The organism is Pseudomonas syringae group sp. J254-4, assembly GCF_032586855.1.
Taxonomy (GTDB): domain Bacteria; phylum Pseudomonadota; class Gammaproteobacteria; order Pseudomonadales; family Pseudomonadaceae; genus Aquipseudomonas; species Aquipseudomonas amygdali.
Map to the genome: position 1 here is coordinate 79395 of NZ_JAWHOO010000022.1, position 20384 is coordinate 99778.

The 20384-nt window shown below is 60.6% G+C and carries 22 protein-coding genes; 11 read left to right on the forward strand and 11 right to left on the reverse strand.

All coding sequences use genetic code 11. The features are described from left to right. Positions 1–246: 246 nt before the first annotated feature. A complete protein-coding gene (locus tag RYB09_RS21945; protein WP_058400877.1) occupies positions 247–1767 on the reverse strand; it encodes an aldehyde dehydrogenase family protein in 1521 nt (506 codons plus the stop codon). Positions 1768–1992: 225 nt separating this feature from the next. On the opposite strand from RYB09_RS21945, the gene mpl reads away from it, so the two are divergent. Genes mpl through RYB09_RS21960 form a run of 3 tightly spaced genes read left to right on the forward strand, consistent with a single transcriptional unit; the run spans position 1993 to position 4245 of the window. Beyond that, positions 1993–3342: a UDP-N-acetylmuramate:L-alanyl-gamma-D-glutamyl-meso-diaminopimelate ligase gene (mpl, locus tag RYB09_RS21950; protein WP_122258574.1), complete on the forward strand. Its 1350-nt coding sequence runs from the start codon at positions 1993–1995 to the stop codon at positions 3340–3342. After that, positions 3339–3968 carry a flavin prenyltransferase UbiX gene (gene ubiX, locus RYB09_RS21955; protein WP_058400875.1) on the forward strand — a complete coding sequence of 210 codons (630 nt, stop codon included), beginning with the start codon at positions 3339–3341 and terminating at the stop codon, positions 3966–3968. Before mpl ends, ubiX begins: the two co-directional genes overlap by 4 nt. Beyond that, positions 3961–4245: a YceK/YidQ family lipoprotein gene (locus RYB09_RS21960; protein WP_058407841.1), complete on the forward strand. Its 285-nt coding sequence runs from the start codon at positions 3961–3963 to the stop codon at positions 4243–4245. The genes ubiX and RYB09_RS21960 overlap by 8 nt, the downstream gene beginning before the upstream one ends. A gap of 119 nt (positions 4246–4364) precedes the next feature. Here RYB09_RS21960 and RYB09_RS21965 read toward each other — a convergent pair whose 3' ends face one another. The 3 genes from RYB09_RS21965 to RYB09_RS21975 all read right to left on the reverse strand — a co-directional run bounded on the left by RYB09_RS21965 (position 4365) and on the right by RYB09_RS21975 (position 7358). After that, positions 4365–5006 carry an oxidoreductase gene (locus RYB09_RS21965; RefSeq protein ID WP_058400873.1) on the reverse strand — a complete coding sequence of 214 codons (642 nt, stop codon included), beginning with the start codon at positions 5004–5006 and terminating at the stop codon, positions 4365–4367. Positions 5007–5034: 28 nt separating this feature from the next. After that, entirely contained in the window at positions 5035–6762 is a 1728-nt protein-coding gene (locus RYB09_RS21970) for a C13 family peptidase (protein ID WP_058400872.1), read from the reverse strand. Between the two features lie 140 nt (positions 6763–6902). Further along, positions 6903–7358 (reverse strand): MaoC family dehydratase, encoded by a 456-nt coding sequence (locus RYB09_RS21975; protein WP_058407840.1) that lies wholly within the window; start codon positions 7356–7358, stop codon positions 6903–6905. A 205-nt stretch (positions 7359–7563) separates the two neighbouring features. Here RYB09_RS21975 and RYB09_RS21980 point away from each other — a divergent pair, with 205 nt between their 5' ends. The 3 genes from RYB09_RS21980 to RYB09_RS21990 are packed head-to-tail and all read left to right on the forward strand — an operon-like array spanning position 7564 to position 9243. Next, on the forward strand, positions 7564–7926 hold the full coding sequence (locus RYB09_RS21980) for a CidA/LrgA family protein (protein ID WP_019741210.1): 363 nt from the start codon (positions 7564–7566) through the stop codon (positions 7924–7926). Between the two features lie 2 nt (positions 7927–7928). Continuing rightward, a complete protein-coding gene (locus tag RYB09_RS21985) occupies positions 7929–8639 on the forward strand; it encodes an LrgB family protein (protein ID WP_161936575.1) in 711 nt (236 codons plus the stop codon). Positions 8640–8652: 13 nt separating this feature from the next. After that, positions 8653–9243, forward strand: coding sequence for an LON peptidase substrate-binding domain-containing protein (locus tag RYB09_RS21990; protein WP_058400869.1), 591 nt, complete (start codon positions 8653–8655; stop codon positions 9241–9243). Positions 9244–9297: 54 nt separating this feature from the next. On the opposite strand, the gene RYB09_RS21995 is transcribed toward RYB09_RS21990, so the two are convergent. The 6 genes from RYB09_RS21995 to RYB09_RS22020 form a co-directional block, all read right to left on the reverse strand. Then, the gene (locus RYB09_RS21995; RefSeq protein ID WP_058407838.1) at positions 9298–9864 is read right to left on the reverse strand and encodes a DUF4136 domain-containing protein; all 567 of its coding nucleotides are present in this window, start codon (positions 9862–9864) and stop codon (positions 9298–9300) included. A gap of 18 nt (positions 9865–9882) precedes the next feature. Then, positions 9883–10521, reverse strand: a complete 639-nt coding sequence (locus tag RYB09_RS22000) for a DUF4136 domain-containing protein (protein ID WP_058400867.1) — start codon at positions 10519–10521, stop codon at positions 9883–9885. A gap of 19 nt (positions 10522–10540) precedes the next feature. Continuing rightward, on the reverse strand, positions 10541–11290 hold the full coding sequence (locus RYB09_RS22005; protein ID WP_011169666.1) for a methyltransferase domain-containing protein: 750 nt from the start codon (positions 11288–11290) through the stop codon (positions 10541–10543). Further along, positions 11287–11592, reverse strand: coding sequence for a MazG-like family protein (locus RYB09_RS22010; RefSeq protein ID WP_002555541.1), 306 nt, complete (start codon positions 11590–11592; stop codon positions 11287–11289). Before RYB09_RS22010 ends, RYB09_RS22005 begins: the two co-directional genes overlap by 4 nt. 118 nt (positions 11593–11710) lie before the next feature. Then, positions 11711–12568: a MaoC family dehydratase gene (locus tag RYB09_RS22015; RefSeq protein ID WP_316890229.1), complete on the reverse strand. Its 858-nt coding sequence runs from the start codon at positions 12566–12568 to the stop codon at positions 11711–11713. Between the two features lie 30 nt (positions 12569–12598). Next, positions 12599–13954 (reverse strand): 3-oxoacyl-ACP reductase, encoded by a 1356-nt coding sequence (locus tag RYB09_RS22020; protein ID WP_005742938.1) that lies wholly within the window; start codon positions 13952–13954, stop codon positions 12599–12601. A gap of 108 nt (positions 13955–14062) precedes the next feature. On the opposite strand from RYB09_RS22020, the gene RYB09_RS22025 reads away from it, so the two are divergent. The 3 genes from RYB09_RS22025 (at position 14063) to RYB09_RS22035 (ending at position 17285) form a co-directional block, all read left to right on the forward strand. Next, positions 14063–15340 carry an acetyl-CoA C-acetyltransferase gene (locus RYB09_RS22025; protein ID WP_005731173.1) on the forward strand — a complete coding sequence of 426 codons (1278 nt, stop codon included), beginning with the start codon at positions 14063–14065 and terminating at the stop codon, positions 15338–15340. 236 nt (positions 15341–15576) lie between these two features. After that, positions 15577–15855: a hypothetical protein gene (locus RYB09_RS22030; protein ID WP_316890217.1), complete on the forward strand. Its 279-nt coding sequence runs from the start codon at positions 15577–15579 to the stop codon at positions 15853–15855. A 32-nt stretch (positions 15856–15887) separates the two neighbouring features. Then, on the forward strand, positions 15888–17285 hold the full coding sequence (locus RYB09_RS22035) for a DUF726 domain-containing protein (protein ID WP_058400862.1): 1398 nt from the start codon (positions 15888–15890) through the stop codon (positions 17283–17285). Between the two features lie 6 nt (positions 17286–17291). On the opposite strand, the gene RYB09_RS22040 is transcribed toward RYB09_RS22035, so the two are convergent. Then, positions 17292–18320, reverse strand: a complete 1029-nt coding sequence (locus RYB09_RS22040; RefSeq protein ID WP_057402417.1) for a bile acid:sodium symporter family protein — start codon at positions 18318–18320, stop codon at positions 17292–17294. A gap of 85 nt (positions 18321–18405) precedes the next feature. Here RYB09_RS22040 and RYB09_RS22045 point away from each other — a divergent pair, with 85 nt between their 5' ends. Next, positions 18406–19209: an AraC family transcriptional regulator gene (locus tag RYB09_RS22045; protein ID WP_002555534.1), complete on the forward strand. Its 804-nt coding sequence runs from the start codon at positions 18406–18408 to the stop codon at positions 19207–19209. Between the two features lie 244 nt (positions 19210–19453). Beyond that, entirely contained in the window at positions 19454–20350 is an 897-nt protein-coding gene (locus RYB09_RS22050; RefSeq protein WP_002555533.1) for a PA4780 family RIO1-like protein kinase, read from the forward strand. Positions 20351–20384 lie beyond the last annotated feature (34 nt).

Below are 20384 nucleotides of genomic sequence, written 5' to 3' on the forward strand. Positions count from 1 at the left end.
TATCGTGCCGATGCTCCGCGTCGGCATGCAGTTCGTGACGCTCTGCGTCACAAGCTCGTGCTGCCAGCGCGCATTCAGGATTGGACGCAGAGCGTCCAGAAAGGCATTCCCAGGCGGAGCATGGGAACGATGAACATCTTGAGGCGACTATCGTGCTGACCCCGCGCATTCAGGATTGGACGCGGAGCGTCCAGAACGGCGTTACCACGCTGGAGCGTGGTAACGATCGTCGGACAATCAACGGGCCTAGAAAAAACCCAACGGGTTGGTGTCGTAGCTCACCAGCAGGTTTTTGGTCTGTTGATAGTGCTCAAGCGCGATTTTGTGGGTTTCGCGGCCGACGCCGGACTTCTTGTAGCCACCGAATGCGGCGTGGGCCGGGTACAGGTGGTAGCAGTTGGTCCAGACTCGCCCGGCCTTGATCGCCCGGCCCACGCGGTAGGCGCGGTTGATGTCGCGGGTCCACAAGCCTGCGCCCAGACCGAACTCGGTGTCGTTGGCGATGGCCACAGCTTCTGCTTCGTCCTTGAAGGTGGTGACGCTGACCACCGGGCCGAAGATTTCTTCCTGGAACACACGCATCTTGTTGTTGCCTTTGAGCAGCGTCGGCTGGATGTAGTAGCCAGTGGACAGGCTGCCCTCAAGCTTCTCGACCTTGCCGCCGGTCAGCAGCTCGGCACCTTCGCCCTTGGCGATGTCCAGATACGAAAGAATCTTGTCGAATTGTTGCTCGGATGCCTGAGCGCCGACCATGGTGTCAGTGTCCAGAGGGTCGCCGCGCTTGATCTTCTCGACCTTGCGCATCACCGCTTCCATGAACTGTGGATAGATCGACTCCTGCACCAGCGCGCGGGACGGGCAAGTGCAGACTTCGCCCTGATTGAAGAACGCCAGCACCAAACCTTCGGCGGCCTTGTCGATAAACTCAGGCTCGGCGCTCATGATGTCTTCGAAGAAGATGTTCGGCGACTTGCCGCCCAGCTCGACGGTGGACGGGATAATGTTGTCCGCCGCCAGTTTCATGATGTGCGAGCCGACCGGGGTCGAGCCGGTGAAAGCGATTTTGGCGATGCGCTTGCTGCTGGCCAGCGCTTCGCCTGCCTCGCGTCCATAACCCTGCACGATGTTCAGCACGCCGGGAGGCAACAGATCGCCGATCAGTTCAATCAGTACGCTGATCCCCAGCGGGGTCTGTTCGGCTGGCTTGAGCACGATGCAGTTACCGGCAGCCAGCGCAGGGGCGAGCTTCCAGGCGGCCATCAGGAGCGGGAAGTTCCACGGGATGATCTGCCCGACCACGCCCAGCGGCTCATGAATGTGATAGGCCACGGTATTGCCGTCGATTTCGGCAGCGCTGCCTTCCTGCGCACGCAGCACGCCAGCGAAGTAGCGGAAGTGATCGGCGGCCAGCGGAATATCGGCGTTGAGGGTTTCGCGAATCGCCTTGCCGTTGTCCCAGGTTTCGGTGATGGCCAGGACTTCGAGATTGGCTTCAATACGATCGGCAATCTTCAGCAACACCAGCGAGCGCGCCTGCACCGAGGTCGAGCCCCAGGCTGCAGCGGCTGCGTGCGCAGCGTCGAGGGCCTTTTCGATGTCTTCGGTGGTGGAGCGCGGGAATTCGGCGATGGCCTTGCCGGTGACGGGCGAGGTGTTGGTGAAGTACTGGCCTTTGACCGGTGCGACGAACTCGCCGCCGATATAGTTACCGTAGCGTTCCTTGAAATTGACGATAGCGCCTTCGGTACCGGGATGAGCGTAACGCATGATATGTCTCCTGGTTCTTGTTGTGAGGGAGTCTGTGTCGATTATGCTTTCGGGCATATGGCAATAAGCGTTCAAGAATAGGCCAATTGCATCAGGCCGTGGTTAGGACTTTAGGCTTATCTGCCGGTCATTGAAATGGCCTGTGCAGGCAATGCAGCGGACAAACTCAGGGTGCCATTTCACCGTCCCTACGTTAACCTGCGCAGATGTTCTGAGAGGTTGGTCATGCATATTCATATCCTTGGTATCTGCGGCACGTTCATGGGTTCTCTGGCGGTGCTCGCCAAAGAGTCGGGGCACCGGGTCACCGGCTCCGACGCCAACGTCTATCCGCCGATGAGCACTCAACTGCAAGCCCAGGGCATCGAGCTGACCCAGGGTTACGACCCTGCGCAACTGGACCCCGCACCTGATCTGGTTGTGGTCGGCAATGCGCTGTCGCGTGGCAACCCGGCGGTTGAATACGTCCTGAATAAAGGTTTGCCGTATGTGTCCGGCCCGCAATGGCTGGCTGACCATGTGCTGCAAGACCGCTGGGTATTGGCGGTGGCCGGTACGCACGGCAAGACCACCACCAGCAGCATGCTGGCCTGGGTGCTGGAACATGCCGGCATGAGCCCTGGTTTCCTGATCGGCGGCATCCCGCAGAATTTCGCCGTGTCGGCGCGTCTGGGTGACACCCCGTTCTTCGTGGTCGAGGCCGATGAATACGACAGTGCGTTTTTCGACAAGCGCTCCAAGTTCGTTCATTACCGCCCGCGCACTGCGATCCTCAATAACCTTGAGTTCGATCATGCCGACATCTTCCCGGATCTACCCGCCATCGAACGCCAGTTCCACCATCTGGTGCGTACCATTCCGAGCGAAGGCCTGGTGATTCATCCGACCACCGAGCCTGCATTGTCGCGGGTCATCGAGATGGGCTGCTGGACGCCGGTGCAAACCACTGGCGAAGGCGGTCAGTGGCAGGCGCGGCTGTTGAGTGAAGACGGTTCGCGTTTTGAAGTGCTGTTCGAAGGCGAGCTACAGGGCGCGGTCGAGTGGGACATGACCGGTCAGCACAACGTGGCCAATGCCCTGGCAACGCTGGCGGCTGCTCGCCACGTGGGCGTTGTGCCTTCGCTGGGCGTGCAGGCACTCAGCGCCTTCAAGAGCGTCAAGCGGCGCATGGAAAAGGTCGCCGAGGTGCGCGGCATCACTATTTATGATGACTTCGCTCACCACCCGACGGCCATTGCCACCACGCTGGATGGCCTGCGCAAGAAAATCGGTGATGCGCCGATCATTGCCGTCATCGAACCGCGTTCCAATTCCATGAAGCTTGGCGCGCACCGCGACGGTCTGCCGGAAAGCGTGAGTCAGGCAGATCAGGTGGTCTGGTATGCCCCGCCCAATCTTGGCTGGGACCTGGCGGCTACGGTCGCAGGAGGCACCATACCCTCGACGGTATGTGATTCGCTTGAAGCAATCATCGCGCGAGTCCATAGCCAGGCGCAGCCCGGCACGCATATCGTCATCATGAGCAACGGCGGCTTTGGCGGCCTGCACGGCAAACTGGCCGAGGCGCTGAAATGAGCGGCCCGGAGCGCGTTACGGTTGCGATGACCGGCGCTTCCGGCGCGCAATATGGCCTGCGCTTGCTGGATTGCCTGGTGCGTGAGGACCGGGAGGTGCACTTCCTGATTTCCAAGGCCGCACAGTTGGTGATGGCCACCGAGACCGATGTGCGTCTGCCACCCAAGGCGATGATGATGCAGGCGTTTCTGACTGAGTACACCGGCGCGTCTGCCGGTCAGATACGCGTTTATGGTCGTGACGACTGGATGTCGCCAGTGGCGTCAGGTTCTGGTTCGCCCAGCGCGATGGTGGTGGTGCCATGCTCCACCGGTTCGCTGTCGGCAATTGCCACCGGGGCCTGCAACAATTTGATCGAGCGCGCTGCCGACGTCACCTTGAAAGAGCGTCGGCAATTGATTCTGGTGCCCCGCGAGGCTCCGTATTCCAGCATTCATCTGGAGAACATGCTCAAGCTGTCGAACATGGGCGCGGTGATTCTGCCTGCATCTCCGGGCTTTTATCATCAGCCGCAGACCATCGACGACCTGGTGGACTTTGTCGTCGCGCGGATTCTCAATCTGCTGAATATCCCTCAGGACATGCTGCCGCGTTGGGGCGAGCACCACATTGGCGGCGATGAGTAAGCTGCTGCTGGTAGCGCTTGCGCTGACGCTGACCGGCTGCGCCACCGCGCGCACGCTCAATGCGGCCAAACCTGGCGCGCCGGTGGTGTATGCAGGCACGCGGTTGAATATGTATGCGCTGCAGGGTGGTTGCTGTGCTGCTGACCGTTTCGGTGCCGAAGCGCCGAGCTATCCGGGCCTGGACCTGCCGGGCAGCGCGCTGCTCGACACCCTGCTGCTGCCGCTGTCATTGCTGACGGCGGCCGGCTTCGGGGTTCAGGCTACGGGCGGGCTTTAGGGGGCCGGAGCGACACCTGGGCTATCGGGTAAGGCTCCCTTGGGTGACGCAGAGCGTCACGAACTGCATTCCCACGCGGAGCGCGGGAACGATCAGCGCTTGGCCCCGGCGACCATCATTTACTTGCCCAGCTTGCGCAGTTCATCCGACTCGACGATACGCTCGCCATTCTGCTCTTCCAGCGCCAGGCGCCACATGGCGCGGGCCAGTTGGCAGGCTTCGATAGCGCCATATTTACCGGGGATCAGTTTGGCGATGGGGGCTGCCAGTTGCTCGACCCAGCGGGTTTCGGTGCGGCTGCCTACCAGCAGGGAAGGGCGGGCGATAGTCAGTTGCGGCCAGTCCTGCGCGCGCAATGCCTGTTCCATCTCGCCTTTGATACGGTTGTAGAAGGTGCTGGACTTGGGGTCTGCACCAATCGCACTGATTACCAGCAAGTGGCGCGCACCCAGCTCTCGCGCACGTTTGGCGAACGCTGTGACCAGCTCCAGATCAACCGCCTTGAACGCATCCTGCGAGCCTGCCTGCTTGATCGTGGTGCCCAGGCAGCAGAACGCGATGTCTACACGGCCAGCCAGCGTTGGCAGCAGTGTGCTCAGCTCGCCAACCGGGTTTTCAAGGTGCGGGTGTTCTGCCAACGGCCTACGCGTTGGTGCCAGCACGCGGCTGACTGTCGGTTCGTTGAGCAGGCGGTCAAGCAAGTGCTCGCCCGTCAGGCCGGTGGCCCCTGCAAGCAGGATGTGTTGCGGCGTCAGATACATAATCGTTCTCCCTTCATACACTGATAGCCTAGTGGCTAGTCGAGGTCTTCGCTTCCGTGCGGTTCAACGCCGTATTCAAAGCGCGTTCGGCCTGGCTTTTGCGCAACTGCTGCCAGCGCGCCAGAACTCCTTTCGGTGCCCATATCTGCGGTTCGGAGGCGTCGAAATTGTCTTCGCTCTCACGTTGGGCAACATAGGCTTTTGCTTCGTTGAAAGCGTGTTGCAGGTCATCGGTTTCGACCAATGCCCTGGCGAATAGTGCATCGCCAAAGTAAGTGAAGTCAGCCTCTTCCGAGCAGCCGAATGAAACGCGGTCGGCGCGTGATGCGGTCATGATCAACGTGCGTTCATCTTTCAGGTCTGGAATGAAACCACCGGAATAGCAGGCCGAAATCACCACGATCTTGTCACGATTCTTCAGCGGCGCAAGGGCCGCGGCGAGGGCATCAGCGGGCAGGTCGGCCAGCGACAGGCGCGGCTGGTCCAGCACCAGTTCATGGTCCTGGGTGCCGTGGCTGGTCAGGTAAATGAAGATCAGGTCTTCCGGGCCGGTACGCTGCGCGAGTGTCTGGACTGCGCGGGAGATGGTCTCGCGGGTTGCCATTGGCCGGTCATCCATGTGGTCGCGATGATTGACCAGACTGACCTGCCCGACGGCTCCAAAGCGCGACTTCAGCAGGTTGCTGACATAGTCTGCCTCGCGCATGAACACGCTTTGCTTGCCGTCGCCGCCCACGACCAGGGTGTAAAGCTCGGTGGCGGGCGTTGACGCAGGGACTGCGGCCAGTGCTTTCTCCAGCAGGGTGCCTTGTACCAGCAGCCCTGCTTCAAGCGCGTCAGGCAGCAGTTTGCCTTTGGCGTCGCGCACCCGTTGGCCATTGGCCCAGATACCACGCTGCTCCTTACCGTCCGGGGAGATCAGCACGCCGTCGCCCTGATAGGTGTCATCGGCGAACTGGCCGACATAGCGGCTGCCGTCGGCCAGTTGCAGCTGGCCCTGACCCATGAAACGCCAGTTGTCGAAGTCGCCCTGATAACGGCTGCCGTCAGAACCGATCAATTCGCCTTTGCCGGTCAGCGCGCCTTCCTTGAAATCACCGCTCCAGACGTCGCCGTCGCTATTTTCATAGCGACCCTTGCCGTCGAGCTGGCTGTTGCGAAAGTTGCCGACGTATTGATCGCCATCAGCGCTGGTGAAGCTGCCGGTGCCCTGCAATTGACCGTCGACAAAATTACCGCTGTATTGATTACCGCTGGCGTCACTGCGCGAACCTTCGCCGTTGGCCTTGCCATTGGCGAACATGCCCTGGTGCTGGCTGCCGTCTTCCAGCTCAAGGCGACCGGGGCCGTCGTACAGGCCTGCCTTGAACTGACCGCGATAAAGCACGCCCTTGTCTTTCTGAGTGCCTTCGCCGTCGCGCAGCCCGAGTTTGAAGTTGCCGACATAACTTGCGCCATTACGGGTCGTCAATCGGCCCTGACCGTTGAACAGGCCTTGCTCGAAACCACCCTTGTAGACATCGCCGTTGCTGGCGTGCCACTCACCCTGGCCTTGGCGCAGACCGTTTTCGAACTGACCTGCGTACCAACTGCCGTTGGGGTAGTCGATACGCCCCTGGCCCTGCAATACGCCGTTGACCAGATCGCCGCGATAGCGCCCGCCATCGGACAGACGGCCGTCGGGTGGCAAAATTGATTCGCCATCACCGCAGCCTGCGATCAAGAGTGTCAAAGCCAATGGAGCGAGCGCGCGCATGTGAGATCCCGGAAGAATGATTCAGGGGCGGGCCCGGCTCTGCTTGAGCAAATGTTATGGGGCACGACCGCAGGGGAGTATGCCGCAGCGAGTAAGCGGGATGAAACAGTCTGTTACGACTGTTTCATGTTTTAAACGTGTTACACGAAACACAGGGTTAAAGGTTCGGCCACAAAAGCGGGTTTTTCCTGACCTTCGATCTCCAGCGTGGCGGTTGCCTTGAGCAGCCATTGGCCCGGCTTTTTCTCGGTCACTTCAGTCAGCTGGACCTTGAGACGCACGCGAGAGTTGACCAGCACTGGCTGAACGAAGCGCACGCTGTCCATCCCGTAGTTGACCGCCATCTTCAAGCCTTCGGGCAGCACCATGATGCCCTCCATCAGCTTGGGGATCAGTGACAACGACAGGAAACCATGCGCAATAGTCGCGCCGAACGGAGTCTGCGCCGCTTTGACCGGGTCGACATGAATGAACTGGAAGTCCCCTGTGGCTTCAGCGAACAGGTTGATGCGCTCCTGGTCGATGGTCAGCCAGTCTGAACATTCTGCTTCCTTGCCGATGTAATGCTTGAGCTCTGTGACGGGTACAGAAGGCATACCGCTCTCCTTGCCTGATGTGGTGTTGTGTCGAGGTGCCACTGCCCGCATCAGATAACGCCTGCGGGCGAATCACAAGATCAGCAGAGTGTTGCCGGTTGGTCAAGCAACTGCCTCAATACGAATACCCGCTCATGACCTGCAACGCGGCGTGTTTATAATGACGCCGATAATTCGCCGGATTCGTTTATTTGCTGGGGTCCTCATGTTGTTACGGGGTTTGACATGGCTGGTGATGTTCCAATTGTTGGGAACCGCGCTGAACCATCTGTTTCTATCGATATTGCCGGGGCCGATCATCGGCCTTGTGCTGTTGATGGCCTATCTGATGCTGCGCGGTGAAGTGAGCGAGCCGATCAGTATGGCCGCCAGCAGTCTGCTGCGTTATCTGCCGCTGCTGCTGGTGCCGCCTGCCGTTGGCGTGATGGTGTATGCGTCGGCCATCGCCAAGGACTTCTGGGCGATCTTCGGCACGCTGACCCTGTCGCTGATGATTTCCGTGACCTTTGTCGGCTGGCTGATGCAGGCACTCATCCGGCGTCAGGCCCGCCGCCAGGAGGGGCCATGAATATGGACTGGCACGGTGCATGGCTGTCGGTGATTCACCATCCGCTTTTTGGCATCGCGATCACCCTGGGCGCCTATCAGCTGGCGATGGCTGCGTACGAGCGAACCCGCTGGCTGTTTCTGCAGCCGGTGCTGGTTTCGATGGTGGTGGTAATCAGTGTTGTGCTGTTCTGCGATCTTGAATACACCGAGTACCGCAAAAGCACTGAAATTCTCAGCACGCTGCTGGGGCCTGCGACCGTGGCGCTGGCGGTGCCGCTTTACCTGAATATGCGGCGAATCCGCCAGTTGTTCTGGCCTGTCTTGACTACGCTGGTAGTCGGCGGGATGTTTGCCACCGGGTTGTGTGTCGGGTTTGGCGTGCTGTTCGGTGCCGACCATATGATTCTGATGACCATGGCACCCAAGTCGGTCACCTCGCCCATCGCCATGCTGGTTGCCGAGCAGATCGGCGGGGTCGCAGCCCTGGCGGCGGTTTTTGTGTTGATTACTGGCGTATTCGGTGCCATTTTCGGCCCCGGCCTGCTGTCGCTGGCCGGGGTCGACAACCCTGCGGCCCGCGGTATGGCACTGGGTCTTACGGCCCATGCGGTGGGGACTTCCGTGGCATTGCAGGAAGGAGAGGAATCGGGGGCTTTTGCTGCGTTGGCAATGAGTCTGATGGGCGTTGCAACGGCATTGTTCCTGCCGCTGGCAATGTCGCTGGCCATTTAAAGGAGGCTTTTCCATGACGTTGCCGTTGTTTCCGTTGAACGCTGTGCTGTTTCCAGGTTGCGTGCTTGATCTGCAGTTGTTTGAAGCGCGCTATCTGGACATGATCGGCCGCTGCATGAAGCAGGGTGAAGGGTTTGGTGTGGTGTGCATCACCGAAGGAAGTGAGGTGGGCAACGTGCCGGGCGGTTACTCGCCGATTGGCTGCGAAGCACTGGTCACGGATTTCCAGCAGCAGGACAACGGCTTGCTGGGCATCCGTGTCGTCGGTGGGCGGCGCTTCCGGGTGGTCGCCGCTGAAGTTCAGCGCGATCAACTGCTGGTGGCTGAGGTTGAATGGCTGCAAGAGCCTGTGGAGCGTCCGTTGCAGGAAGAAGACGCCGACCTCGTTGCACTGCTGGAAGCACTGGCCGAGCACCCGATGGTGGCGTCCTTGAACATGGGCGTGTCTGCCGGTGGGCAGTATTCATTGTCCAACCAGCTTGCCTATCTGCTGCCGTTCACCGAGAAGGACAAAGTGGAGCTGCTGGAAATCGACGATCCCGAAGAGCGCCTCGACGCGATTCAGGAACTGCTCGATGAAATGCAGGGCGATCTGCAGGCCTGAGCCTCGATCGCGCTGCTCATTGCGCAAGACAGCGTTGCGACTCGTCAGGCGGGGTTAGCGCGGCGGATACTGCTCCAGAATTTTTGCCACCGTGGTGCGGATGGCTTGCTCCCGTTCAGCCGGGCTGCCGGCGTTGTCGTTAAGGATGCGCTCGGTGCTGCCGCGCCAGACCAGTTTGCCGTCCTTGCCGTCGAACATATCAATCTGCAAGGTGCCGACCTTGTAGTCCACGCTGCGGGTTTCGGTGTTCATCGGCCCGTTCCAGTAGCCGTAGCCACCCCAAGGGTTCCAGCCGCCGCCATAGTTGGTGCTGACCGTCTGCTGGCGATTTTCGACAATCAGCCAGGCCTGCACTTTCAAATCCGACCGGGTGCCCGCAGCGGCCATGCGCAGGCCGCGCTGGTCCAGTTGCTCGCTGATCGATTGGCGAATGCGCTGCTCGGTCAGGTCACTTTTGAGCCGTGGGTCATCATCCGGCTGATACTGAACGGCAGGCTCTTTCCAGCTCCAGTTGCGATAGCCGCCGAAATCACGCTGGGCATCGAAGTCGCGATTGATCGAATTGCTCTGACAGGCAGCCAGCAGCAAGGCACAGGACAGCAGGACGATACGGCGAAACATGGCAGTGCTCCGAATGGGTTACGAAGGAGGGTAGGCCGTCAGCGCCTGTTGCACGGCCTGACGTAATGCGCTGCTGCGGTCTGCCAGATTATTGCTGGCGCGTGCATCTGCGCTGGCGCTCCATACCGGTTGACCGGTGCGTGCGTCGATCAGATTGATCTGCACCACCATCACGTTTTCCTTATAAGTGCGCACCACCGGCACGCTGGCGTAGCCGCCGTAACCGGGGCGGTAGCCATCGTAGCGGCCATAGCCCATGCCGCCTCCGTAATACGGGTCGTAATCTTCGCGCACCTGACGCAACCGGGTTTCCTGCCGGGTCGTGGCGCTGACGTACAGGTCCGCAGCTTGATTACCGCGAGCCGGCCGCAAGCCGCGTTGGTCCAGACCGTTGCTGACTGCTTCAACCACCTGCGCAGAATCCACCCACGCCGTACCGGGCGGCAACTGGCCGTTGAGCCAGCCCCACGACCGATACCGGCCATAGTCGCGCGGCGGCGCAGGGTAGGCGCTCATGTCCAGTGTCTTCGCTGCCTGCGCAGGAGCAGGCGGCATGGGCAGAGAACTGGCCACATACGGGTTATCGCTCTGGCACGCGCTAATCCCGAGCAGGCCAGTCCCCAGAAGCAGGGCAAACAAGGCAGGACGGTGTTTCATGGTGGTCTCCGCAGTGATGTCAGACCGGACGGCACATCCAGTGCAGGTAACGGCCCAGCCCGGCAAAGGCTGGATGACGCCGATGCGCCAGCTCCATTTCCAGCAGGTCGGTCAGCTCGGCCCGAGCCTGGAATTCAACCGGCATGTAATCGTGAAACACCCGCACGCCGCTACGGGTTTCGACTTGCCACAGGCCTTCAAGTTGCGTCGCCAGTTCCCGAGGGTCGAGCGGTTGTTGTGGCGTCAGGCTCTGCTTTTCCCCGGCCATGTCATTTTTGCGCATCTTGCGGAAATGACCTTTCAACAAGTTGCGATAGATCAGCGCATCACGGTTGTAAAAAGCCAGTGACAGCCAGCCATCGTCGCGGGTCAAGCGGCGCAGTACCGGAAGGATGGCGTGCGGCTCGGCCAGCCATTCCAGCACGGCGTGGCACAGCACCAGATCGTAAGTGTCGCTCAGTAAACCGGGCAGCGCCTGCCACGGAGCCTGAATGAAGGTCGCCGTCTGTCCGGCCTCGACAAAGCGCTGACGTGCGCCTTCGAGCATGGGTTCGGCGGGCTCGGCCAGGGTCACTTCATGTCCTTGTTCTGCAAGCCACAGTGACATGTGGCCCAGCCCCGCGCCGATATCCAGTACGCGAAGCGGTCGTGCGGGCAGCGTCTCGGTCAAATCGGCCTGCAGCACTGCCAGCCGAATGGCCCCCTTGGCACCGCCGTAGATCTTTTCCGCAAAGCGGGTCGCCAGCTGGTCGAAATGCCGATCACTCACTTGGCAAATCTCCGCTCGCTGTCTGCCAGCTTGTTGCGTACCACGGTTTCCATGTCCAGCCCCAGTTCGCTGCATAGCAACAACAGATAAAGAACGATATCGCCGACTTCCTGACCGGCGTGCTCCAGCTGGTCGGCAGGCAGCTCGCGGGACTGGTCTTCACGCAGCCACTGGAATATCTCCACCAGCTCGGCCATTTCCACGCTGGCGGCCATGGCCAGGTTTTTCGGGCTGTGAAATTGCTTCCAGTCATTCTGGTCGCGGATGCGGTGCAGGCGTTGGGTCAACTCGTCGAGGTTCATCGTGCTCTCCTGAAGGTGCATAGCTTCAGGCGGAACGGGTCGCCAGGCAAGTGGGCGTTGCGGTTTGTTCAGCTGTTGAAGGGAGATAGGCCCCCGTCAGAGGGCTTTATCAGGGGCATCACTCGGTTGCAGGCTGCCAGCTACCGATCATATGCACGATGCCCTCCTGGCCTTCGACGCGGAACTGACCATGAGAGCCGGCAGCGCTGGCCGAGAGTGTGACGTCGGCGGGCAGACGTACCGGCTTCTGGAACTGCACGCTGATTTCGACATTCGAGGCTGGCAAGTGCTCGCCAAGGACCGCGAGCGTACGTGCCTTGAGCCACATGCCGTGGGCGATGGCACGCGGGAAGCCGAACAGCTTGGCGCTGGGTGCGCTGAGGTGAATCGGGTTGTAGTCGCCCGACACCTTTGCATACTCGCGCCCGATTTGTGCCGACGCACGCCAGTTGTCCAGCTCGATCAGGGGCAGCGGCGCAAGCTCGGGATGCTCTACAGGCGCGTCTTCCAGATGCACGGCGGTGCACAGCATGGTGCTTTCTTCTTCCCAAAGCAGGCCCATGCCATCCTCGGCCTGAGTCACCAGGGTGAAGGTCGCGCCTTTGGCGTGCGGGCGCAGGTCGGTGGCCTGAACGCTGATATACAGCTGGCTCACGCCGCCGAGCGGGCGATGAGTGCGAATGCGATTGGCAAGGTGAATAAGTCCCAGCAGCGGAAACGGAAACTCCTGAGAGGTCATCAGTTGCATTTGTAGAGGAAAGGCCAGCACATGCGGGTACGTCGGCGGCAGCAGGCTGCTTTCTTCGAATCCACAGACCTTGCGGTAGGCATCAAGCTTGTCGGTATCGACCGCGATCCAGCTTCGCAATCCCAGATCGGGTAACTGCGACCCTGTGACCTTGCGCCTGAGCGCGGCCTGGATGAACAGGTTGGACAGGGGCTGCAGAGAATTGAGGTAGCGCCAGTGAGCCGTCATCATCCATCTCCTTGAATTCGATGCTGGGGCTTATGCCCCGATCACGTTTTGACCACATACACGTAGAACCTGACCGCTCACCGCGCCGCTGCCCGGCTGGCTGAACCACGCCACGGCTTCGGCAACATCCTGTGGCGAACCGCCCTGACCAAGCGAACTCATGCGCCGTCCTGCCTCACGCAGGGTGAACGGCATGTGCGCGGTCATTTTCGTTTCGATGAAGCCCGGTGCGACGGCGTTGATACTGATGCCGCGTGACCTGAGCCCGGGGGCCATCGCCTTGGCAAAACCGATCAGACCGGCCTTGCTGGTGGTGTAGTTGGTTTGCCCGCGATTACCGGCAATGCCGCTGATCGAAGCCATGAGCACAATCCGCGCGTTATCCTTAAGCGCACCGGCGTCGAGAAGCACCTGAGTCAGCACTTGCGGAGCGTTGAGGTTGACCGCCAGTACCGAGTCCCAGAAGTCCTCCGGCATGTTGACCAGCGTCTTGTCACGCGTGATGCCAGCGTTATGCACCAGTATGTCGACGCCGTCCGGCAGGTGTTCAAGCAACTGGGCAGGAGCATCCGCCGCGCAGATATCCAGCGCCAGTGCCTGGCCGCCAAGCCGCGAGGCCAGTGCTTCCAGTTCGTTTTTGGTCTGTGGCACGTCCAGCAGAATGACCTGCGCGCCATCACGGGTCAGGGTCTCGGCAATCGACGCACCGATGCCGCGCGCCGCGCCAGTCACCACTGCCTTGCGTCCGGCCAGTGGGCGAGTCCAATCCTGCACTTTGCCCGGACAGGCGCTCAGGTGAACAAACTGACCGGAGATGAACGCAGCCTTGGGCGTCAGGAAGAAGCGCAAGGCGCCCTCCAGCTGATCCTGCGCGTCGTCATCCACTTGCAGCAGCTTGACCGTTGCGCCGTTGCGCACTTCCTTGGCCAGCGAGCGGCTGAAACCTACGATGGCCTGTTGAGTGCTGGCCGCCAGCGGATCAGCGAGTGTCTCGGGGGATTTGCCGAGGATCACCACATGCGCGCAGTGATCGAGATTGCGCAGCAGCGGCTGAAAGAAATCCCGCAACTGCCTGAGCTGCTCGGTGCGCAGGATCTGGCTGGCGTCGAACACCACAGCTTTCAGGCGCGGCCCCTGGTTGGACACCCAGGTGGTGGCGCCAGGCATGTCACTGCCAAAACTGTACAGCGAGTCGGTCAGACGGCTGGCGAACTGGCGGACCTGATCACCCAGCGGCCCGGCACTGATCAGCAGCGTGCCTTCTACAGGACGAAGCCGGCCGGCCTGCCAGCGCTCCAGGTGGGTGGGGGCGGGCAGACCGACGGCATTCACCAGGCGCCGACCCATGTCGGAATTGGCGAAATCAATATAGCGATCTGACGGCATGGAACACTCTCCTGAAGTCGGGGTTCAAAGGAATGGACCACGGTGGCATGACGTTTGTTCTTGCGATCGACACGGCTCATCCATTCGCTTGAAGAAAGGGAGTTTTCCATGACGCATCCTCGTCGGGTCGCCATCGTTGGCGGTAACCGCATTCCGTTCGCCCGCTCCAATGGCCCTTACGCCACTGCCAGCAATCAGGACATGCTCACTGCCGCTCTGGAGGGGCTGATCGAGCGCTTCAATCTGCACGGGTTGCGCATGGGCGAGGTAGTGACAGGCGCGGTGCTCAAGCACTCCAGAGACTTCAACCTGACCCGCGAATGCGTGCTGGGCTCGCGACTGTCTGCGCAGACCCCGGCGTATGACATTCAGCAAGCCTGCGGCACGGGGCTGGAAGCCGCGTTGCTGGTGGCCAACAAAATCGCGCTGGGGCAGATCGAGTGCGGCATTGCCGGGGGCGTGGACACCACGTCGGATGCGCCGATAGGTGTCAATGAAGGGCTGCGCAAGATTCTGTTACAGGTTAATCGCAGCAAGACACCGGGCGACAAGATCAAGGCCCTGATGCAATTGCGCCCACACCACCTCAAGCCGGAGCTGCCCCGTAACGGCGAGCCACGTACGCGGTTGTCGATGGGCCAGCATTGCGAGCTGATGGCGCAGAACTGGGGCATAGAGCGCGGGGCGCAGGATCAACTGGCGCTTGAGAGCCATCTGAAAATGGCCGCAGCCTACGCCGAGGGCTGGCAGGATGACTTGATGACGCCGTATCTGGGGCTGATCCGTGACAACAACCTGCGCCCGGACCTGACCCTCGAAAAGCTGGCTGGCCTCAAGCCCGCATTCGAGCGAAGTGCCAAGGGCACGCTGTCGGCCGGCAACTCGACGCCGCTGACCGACGGCGCGTCGGTGGTATTGCTGGCCAGTGAAGAGTGGGCTCGCGAGCGCGGCCTGCCGGTGCTGGCCTACTGGCGGGATGGCGAGGCCGCAGCGGTGGATTTCGTCAACGGTGCAGAAGGGCTGCTGATGGCCCCGGCCTATGCCGTTCCGCGCCTGCTGGCGCGCAATGGCCTGACCCTTCAGGATTTTGATTACTACGAAATTCACGAAGCCTTCGCCGCGCAGGTGCTGTGCACCCTCAAGGCCTGGGAAGACGCTGATTACTGCAAAACCCGTCTGGGACTGGACGCGCCGCTGGGGTCGATTGACCGCAGCAAACTGAACGTCAAGGGCAGCTCGCTGGCAGCCGGACATCCGTTCGCCGCAACCGGAGGCCGTATCGTCGCCAACCTGGCCAAACTGCTCGATGCAGCAGGCAGCGGGCGTGGATTGATTTCGATCTGCGCAGCAGGCGGCCAGGGTGTTACGGCGATTCTGGAGCGTTAGGCAAATACTGGAGGCATGGGCATAATCCACAGCGGAAAAGGACGGTACGTCTGAAGAGATATGACGCAGAGCGTCATGAACGGCATGCCAACGCGGAGCATTGGCACGATAAGGTTCTTCTGGACACCTCTCGTTCCTCACGCTCCAGCGTGGGAATGCATTTCGTGACGCTCCGCGTCACACCCGTGCGCGGGATGAACAGTCAGCACTATTGGCCTGTAACGTCGAGGTAAAACATGGGGCTCATCATTGGGGTATCGGTGCTTCTGATTCTGATCGGCACGGTGCTCTATCTGTTCGACAAAGGCGCGCGGACCCGCTGGCTGAGGCCCTATATCGGCCTGGCGCTGATTGGGTTGCTGATCGGCGGGATGGGCTTGCTGGTGGGGCTGGTTTCCGATGAAATCGAAAGTTATTTCCTGCTGGTTGCCAAATGGGTGATCGCTGTGACCGGTATCATGTTTTGCCTGCGGCTGATCATACTGATCGCCAGGCGCTTCGTCGTCAGAAATTGAGCGTGCAACCCGCCCATGTGTGACAGGACAACGTGGAAAATCACTTCAAGTTTCTGACCTTGCCCAAGACATCGGGCGAGGTCGCCAACGTCTTCATTCACGGCTATTCGTCAGGGCATGATCTGGACGACCGGCGCATGCTGGCCAACAGTATTCCTGGTGCCTTGCGCCAAAGCGTGAATATTCTAGCGTTCTGGCCATCCAGCCATTTCACCCAGATGGACAACCGTTCCCGTGGCCTGTTGATGGCTGCCGCCCGAGTGCATCCGTTGGCGGGCGCAGCCGCGCTGGCGGGAGACCGCGTCGTTCATTTTGCGCGTATCCGCAACCGGGCTCGCGATATGGGCAAAGTGTTGCTGGCACAGCTGGACCGTTACCTGTTCGAACATCATCCGGACGTAAAACAGGTCAACCTGATTGGCCACTCACTGGGCGGACGACTACTGGTCAGCGCGCTCAAGAACCTGCAACAGACGCCCGAACACGGGCTGGTGGTGGGCGATGTGTTGCTGATGGCGGCTGCGGTGCGCATTGACGCGGCCGAGGCCGAAGTGTTGAAGCAGAAAATCAGCGGGCGATTGATCAACGCTTACTCCAGCGAAGACCATGTGCTGTTGTTGAATCTGGGTGAAAAGAGCCTGGGACGCACGCCGGTCGAGCATTTCGAGAATGTGCGGATGCCGGGTTATCGCCATCACCATTACTGGAGACGCTTGCAGGAAGTGCTGATCGCAACTCGCTTCAGCGGCTGTGAAGGACTGGAAACCGGCGTTGCCGTTTTACCGACAGTCACCCGCGACCCGGTCTTGCAGGACATCTGGCTGCACAGCGTTCTGGCCCGCTCCCCAGACTACGTGCTGGAGGCGGCCATCAAGCATTTGTGCAGCAGTCGATGGACGCGCCTCAAGGCCACCGAAGCGGATCGCACCTACGCATTTGTGCGCGAATTCCAGCTGGTCGCCGGACACTTTCTGATCAATGCCGCCCGGCGTCGAGGCGTGCCCTATACGCGAGTGCTGGGCATGCTGGCGCGGCAATACGGCCTGGGTGATTCGCTGCACCAGTGTGCGACGGTGGTTGAAGTGGAGGAACTGCTGCTCAGAACGTTCTTTCGCCATGCGTTCAACAGCGCGCACCCGCTGGTGCAGATGCCACGCGCCAGTGTCAGCGCGATGAGCTGGGAGGTGTATGCCGCACATGTCGATGCACTGGCCGAGCGTTTGACCGTAGCTGCATTCTTCAAGCCCGCGCAGGCCGAGAAAGCTCCAGGCACGATCAAAGGGTTGCTGGGCGCAATTCGCCAGGCACCGGTGCAGCGCCTGCTGACGCACTTTGGCACGGCGCTCAGGCCGGGTTATTCAGCGTTGATCCCGACAGTGGCAATCGTCTTTTACGCGCGCGTCACGCTGGGCGATGACGCGCTGATGTAACGGCGGTCAGGCGGCCTGGGCTTCTTCCAGCGCGGCCTGCGAAAGCTGCTGGCGATGACGACTGGCGTAGCTCTCGGCGATGATCGAACAGACGATCAACTGCATCGGGTGGTAGATCATGATTGGTAACAGGATCAGGCCCAGCCCCGGATTGCTGCCGAAGATCAACGCTGCCATCGGCGCCCCCGCTGCAAGCGACTTTTTGGTGGCGCAGAACACCGCCGCGACCTTGTCGGCATGATCGAACTTGAGCGCCCGCGCGGTGCGCGTGGTCATCAACAGGATCACCGCCAGCAGCAGCGCGGTACCGATGAATGCGGTCAGGATCACACTGTTGCCCTGGCTCTGCCACATGCCGGAAATCATCGAGTTGCAGAACGCAGCGTAAACCAGCAGGAGGATCACCAGCTTGTCGATCAGGTTGGTGTACTTCTTGTGACGGGCGAAAAACTTGCCCAGCAACGGCCGCATTAGCTGGCCAAGCACCAGTGGCAGCAGGAGCATGGCGCACAGGTCGAGCAGCGTATCGCCCAGATCGATTCCGCCAGCACCGGTGCCGACCACCAGGCTAACCAGCCACGGGGTGATGAAAATCCCGATGACGCTGGACATGCTGGCGTTGAGAATCGCTGCCGGAACATTGCCGCCTGCGCTGCCGGTCAGCGCCACCGAGGACGAAATGGTCGAGGGCAGGGCGCACAGGTAGAGAAAACCCAGCATCAGCAGCGCCGGCACATACGAGCCCAGCAGCTTTTGGCACGCCAGCCAGATCAGCGGGAACACCACGAAGGTGAAGACCTGGATCATCACGTGCAGGCGCCAGTTGGTCAGGCCTTTCTTGATCTGCTCGCTGGACAGGTTTACCCCATGCAGAAAGAACACCACGAACACGCCGACCTTGATGACGTATTCAGCGTGCATGCTGCCGCCGGTAGCGCCGAAACGCGGGAAGAAGTAGGCGAGCACCGTCGCCAGAACCATGCCCCACAGGAACCAGTCGGTGGCGACGCGCTTGAAATGTTTGAGTGATTGCATGACGGACCCGGACAACTTTTGTAAACAAGGATGTGCGCAGGCTACTCTGTTGCATAACAGCCGTCTTGCGACATAAGGCCATAAGATGCCGACTAACGGACAGATCGATCAGCGACATCCCACTGGCGAGCGGCAGATACCGGCACTGTCCGGTCTGCCGCGCCCACTGTATGCCCGCGCTGAAAGCCTCAGCGCCGGTTCGTGGACGCCGCCTCATCGCCACGACTGGGTGCAGTTTTCCTACGCCATCAGCGGGGTTCTGGGGGTGCATACCGCCGAGGGCAGTTTCTTTGCGCCGCCGCAGTGGGGCGTCTGGGTGCCTGCCGGGCTTGAGCATGAGGTGGTGACCTCCATGCGCGCCGAAATGCGCAGCCTTTACATTCGCACGGCTGATTCGGGCTGGGCACCACAGCGTTGCCGGGTGCTGGAAGTCACGCCGCTGGCCCGCGAACTGATCAAGAGCTTCTGTCTATTGCCCGTGGACTATCCCGAGCAGGACAGCCATGAGGCGCGGCTGGTGCAGGTATTGCTGGACCAACTGGCGCACCTGCCGGAAGTCGGTTTTTCGCTGCCGTTGCCGCGTCACCCGCGTTTGCTGAGCCTGTGCAACGAGTTGATCGAAGAACCGGGCCAGTTGATTACCCTGCACGACTGGGCGGCACGTCTCGGCACATCCGAGAAAACCCTGATGCGCCTGTTTCAGCGGGAAACCGGGTTGAGCTTTCGTGGCTGGCGTCAGCGCGCACGATTGCTGTCTTCACTTTCTGCACTGGAAGAGGGCGCCAGTGTGACTCATACCGCGCTGGCCTGTGGTTATGACTCGACGTCGGCTTTCATCGCTGCGTTCAAAGGCTTGTTCGGCTATACGCCCGGTGATTTGTTCAAGTAACGCCAGGTTGTATTGCGCACTAACGAGTGCATTTAACGAAGATTTTTCGGGCTTTACACGTTTTGTCCCGGAATATCTTTTATCGCCTGTACGGCACGAAAGGTGCTTTAAACCGGGGGATTGCGTGGTTTTTGCTTAAAAAACCTTTCAATCCAAAGGCCACTACCCCTACTCGCTGGCGGAGGATTGCCGTATAACGGCAACAATCGCGTATCTGGCAACAAAGGACCCACAATAAAAGCTGATGAAAACTCCTAAACGCATTGAACCCCTGATCGAAGACGGTCTGGTCGACGAGGTGCTGCGCCCGCTCATGAGTGGTAAAGAGGCAGCTGTTTATGTGGTGCGCTGTGGCAATGAGCTGCGGTGTGCCAAGGTTTACAAGGAGGCTAACAAACGCAGTTTCCGTCAGGCGGCCGAGTATCAGGAAGGTCGCAAGGTACGCAACAGTCGCCAGGCCCGGGCCATGGCCAAGGGCTCGAAGTTCGGGCGCAAGGAAACCGAAGACGCCTGGCAGAACGCCGAAGTGGCTGCACTGTTTCGTCTGGCCAGCGCGGGTGTCCGGGTGCCCAAGCCGTACGACTTCCTGGAAGGCGTACTGCTCATGGAACTGGTGGCCGACGAATATGGCGACGCCGCGCCTCGCCTGAACGACGTGGTGCTGGAGCCGGATCAGGCGCGCGAGTATCACGCGTTCCTGATCGAACAGATCGTGCTGATGCTGTGTTCCGGTCTGGTGCACGGTGACCTTTCCGAGTTCAACGTGCTGCTGGCACCGTCCGGCCCGGTCATCATCGACTTGCCACAAGCGGTCGATGCAGCGGGCAACAACCACGCGTTCAGCATGCTGGAGCGTGACGTTGGCAACATGGCGCTGTACTTCGGCCGCTTCGCGCCGGAACTCAGAAAGACCAAGTACGCCAAGGAAATGTGGTCGTACTACGAGGCTGGCACTTTGTCGCCCGCCACGGTGTTGACCGGTGAATTCGACGAGCCGGAGGACGAAGCCGATGTGGGCGGCGTACTGCGCGAAATCGAAGCGGCCCGTCTCGACGAGGCTCGCCGTCAGGCAGCTCGCGCGGCAGACGACGCGCCACCGAGCAAATCCACCGAAGAACCACCACCGCCGTGGATGCAGTAAAAACTGACTGACTCTCGTGCAATGCTCTGCGTCG

What these genes read in the sequence shown, in the direction of transcription:
- RYB09_RS21945 (WP_058400877.1), bottom strand. Translation starts at nt 1,767, where the DNA reads ATGCGTTACGCTCATCCCGGTACCGAAGGCGCTATCGTCAATTTCAAG.
- mpl (WP_122258574.1), top strand. Translation starts at nt 1,993, where the DNA reads ATGCATATTCATATCCTTGGTATCTGCGGCACGTTCATGGGTTCTCTG.
- ubiX (WP_058400875.1), top strand. Translation starts at nt 3,339, where the DNA reads ATGAGCGGCCCGGAGCGCGTTACGGTTGCGATGACCGGCGCTTCCGGC.
- RYB09_RS21960 (WP_058407841.1), top strand. Translation starts at nt 3,961, where the DNA reads ATGAGTAAGCTGCTGCTGGTAGCGCTTGCGCTGACGCTGACCGGCTGC.
- RYB09_RS21965 (WP_058400873.1), bottom strand. Translation starts at nt 5,006, where the DNA reads ATGTATCTGACGCCGCAACACATCCTGCTTGCAGGGGCCACCGGCCTG.
- RYB09_RS21970 (WP_058400872.1), bottom strand. Translation starts at nt 6,762, where the DNA reads ATGCGCGCGCTCGCTCCATTGGCTTTGACACTCTTGATCGCAGGCTGC.
- RYB09_RS21975 (WP_058407840.1), bottom strand. Translation starts at nt 7,358, where the DNA reads ATGCCTTCTGTACCCGTCACAGAGCTCAAGCATTACATCGGCAAGGAA.
- RYB09_RS21980 (WP_019741210.1), top strand. Translation starts at nt 7,564, where the DNA reads ATGTTGTTACGGGGTTTGACATGGCTGGTGATGTTCCAATTGTTGGGA.
- RYB09_RS21985 (WP_161936575.1), top strand. Translation starts at nt 7,929, where the DNA reads ATGGACTGGCACGGTGCATGGCTGTCGGTGATTCACCATCCGCTTTTT.
- RYB09_RS21990 (WP_058400869.1), top strand. Translation starts at nt 8,653, where the DNA reads ATGACGTTGCCGTTGTTTCCGTTGAACGCTGTGCTGTTTCCAGGTTGC.
- RYB09_RS21995 (WP_058407838.1), bottom strand. Translation starts at nt 9,864, where the DNA reads ATGTTTCGCCGTATCGTCCTGCTGTCCTGTGCCTTGCTGCTGGCTGCC.
- RYB09_RS22000 (WP_058400867.1), bottom strand. Translation starts at nt 10,521, where the DNA reads ATGAAACACCGTCCTGCCTTGTTTGCCCTGCTTCTGGGGACTGGCCTG.
- RYB09_RS22010 (WP_002555541.1), bottom strand. Translation starts at nt 11,592, where the DNA reads ATGAACCTCGACGAGTTGACCCAACGCCTGCACCGCATCCGCGACCAG.
- RYB09_RS22015 (WP_316890229.1), bottom strand. Translation starts at nt 12,568, where the DNA reads ATGACGGCTCACTGGCGCTACCTCAATTCTCTGCAGCCCCTGTCCAAC.
- RYB09_RS22020 (WP_005742938.1), bottom strand. Translation starts at nt 13,954, where the DNA reads ATGCCGTCAGATCGCTATATTGATTTCGCCAATTCCGACATGGGTCGG.
- RYB09_RS22025 (WP_005731173.1), top strand. Translation starts at nt 14,063, where the DNA reads ATGACGCATCCTCGTCGGGTCGCCATCGTTGGCGGTAACCGCATTCCG.
- RYB09_RS22030 (WP_316890217.1), top strand. Translation starts at nt 15,577, where the DNA reads ATGGGGCTCATCATTGGGGTATCGGTGCTTCTGATTCTGATCGGCACG.
- RYB09_RS22040 (WP_057402417.1), bottom strand. Translation starts at nt 18,320, where the DNA reads ATGCAATCACTCAAACATTTCAAGCGCGTCGCCACCGACTGGTTCCTG.
- RYB09_RS22045 (WP_002555534.1), top strand. Translation starts at nt 18,406, where the DNA reads ATGCCGACTAACGGACAGATCGATCAGCGACATCCCACTGGCGAGCGG.
- RYB09_RS22050 (WP_002555533.1), top strand. Translation starts at nt 19,454, where the DNA reads ATGAAAACTCCTAAACGCATTGAACCCCTGATCGAAGACGGTCTGGTC.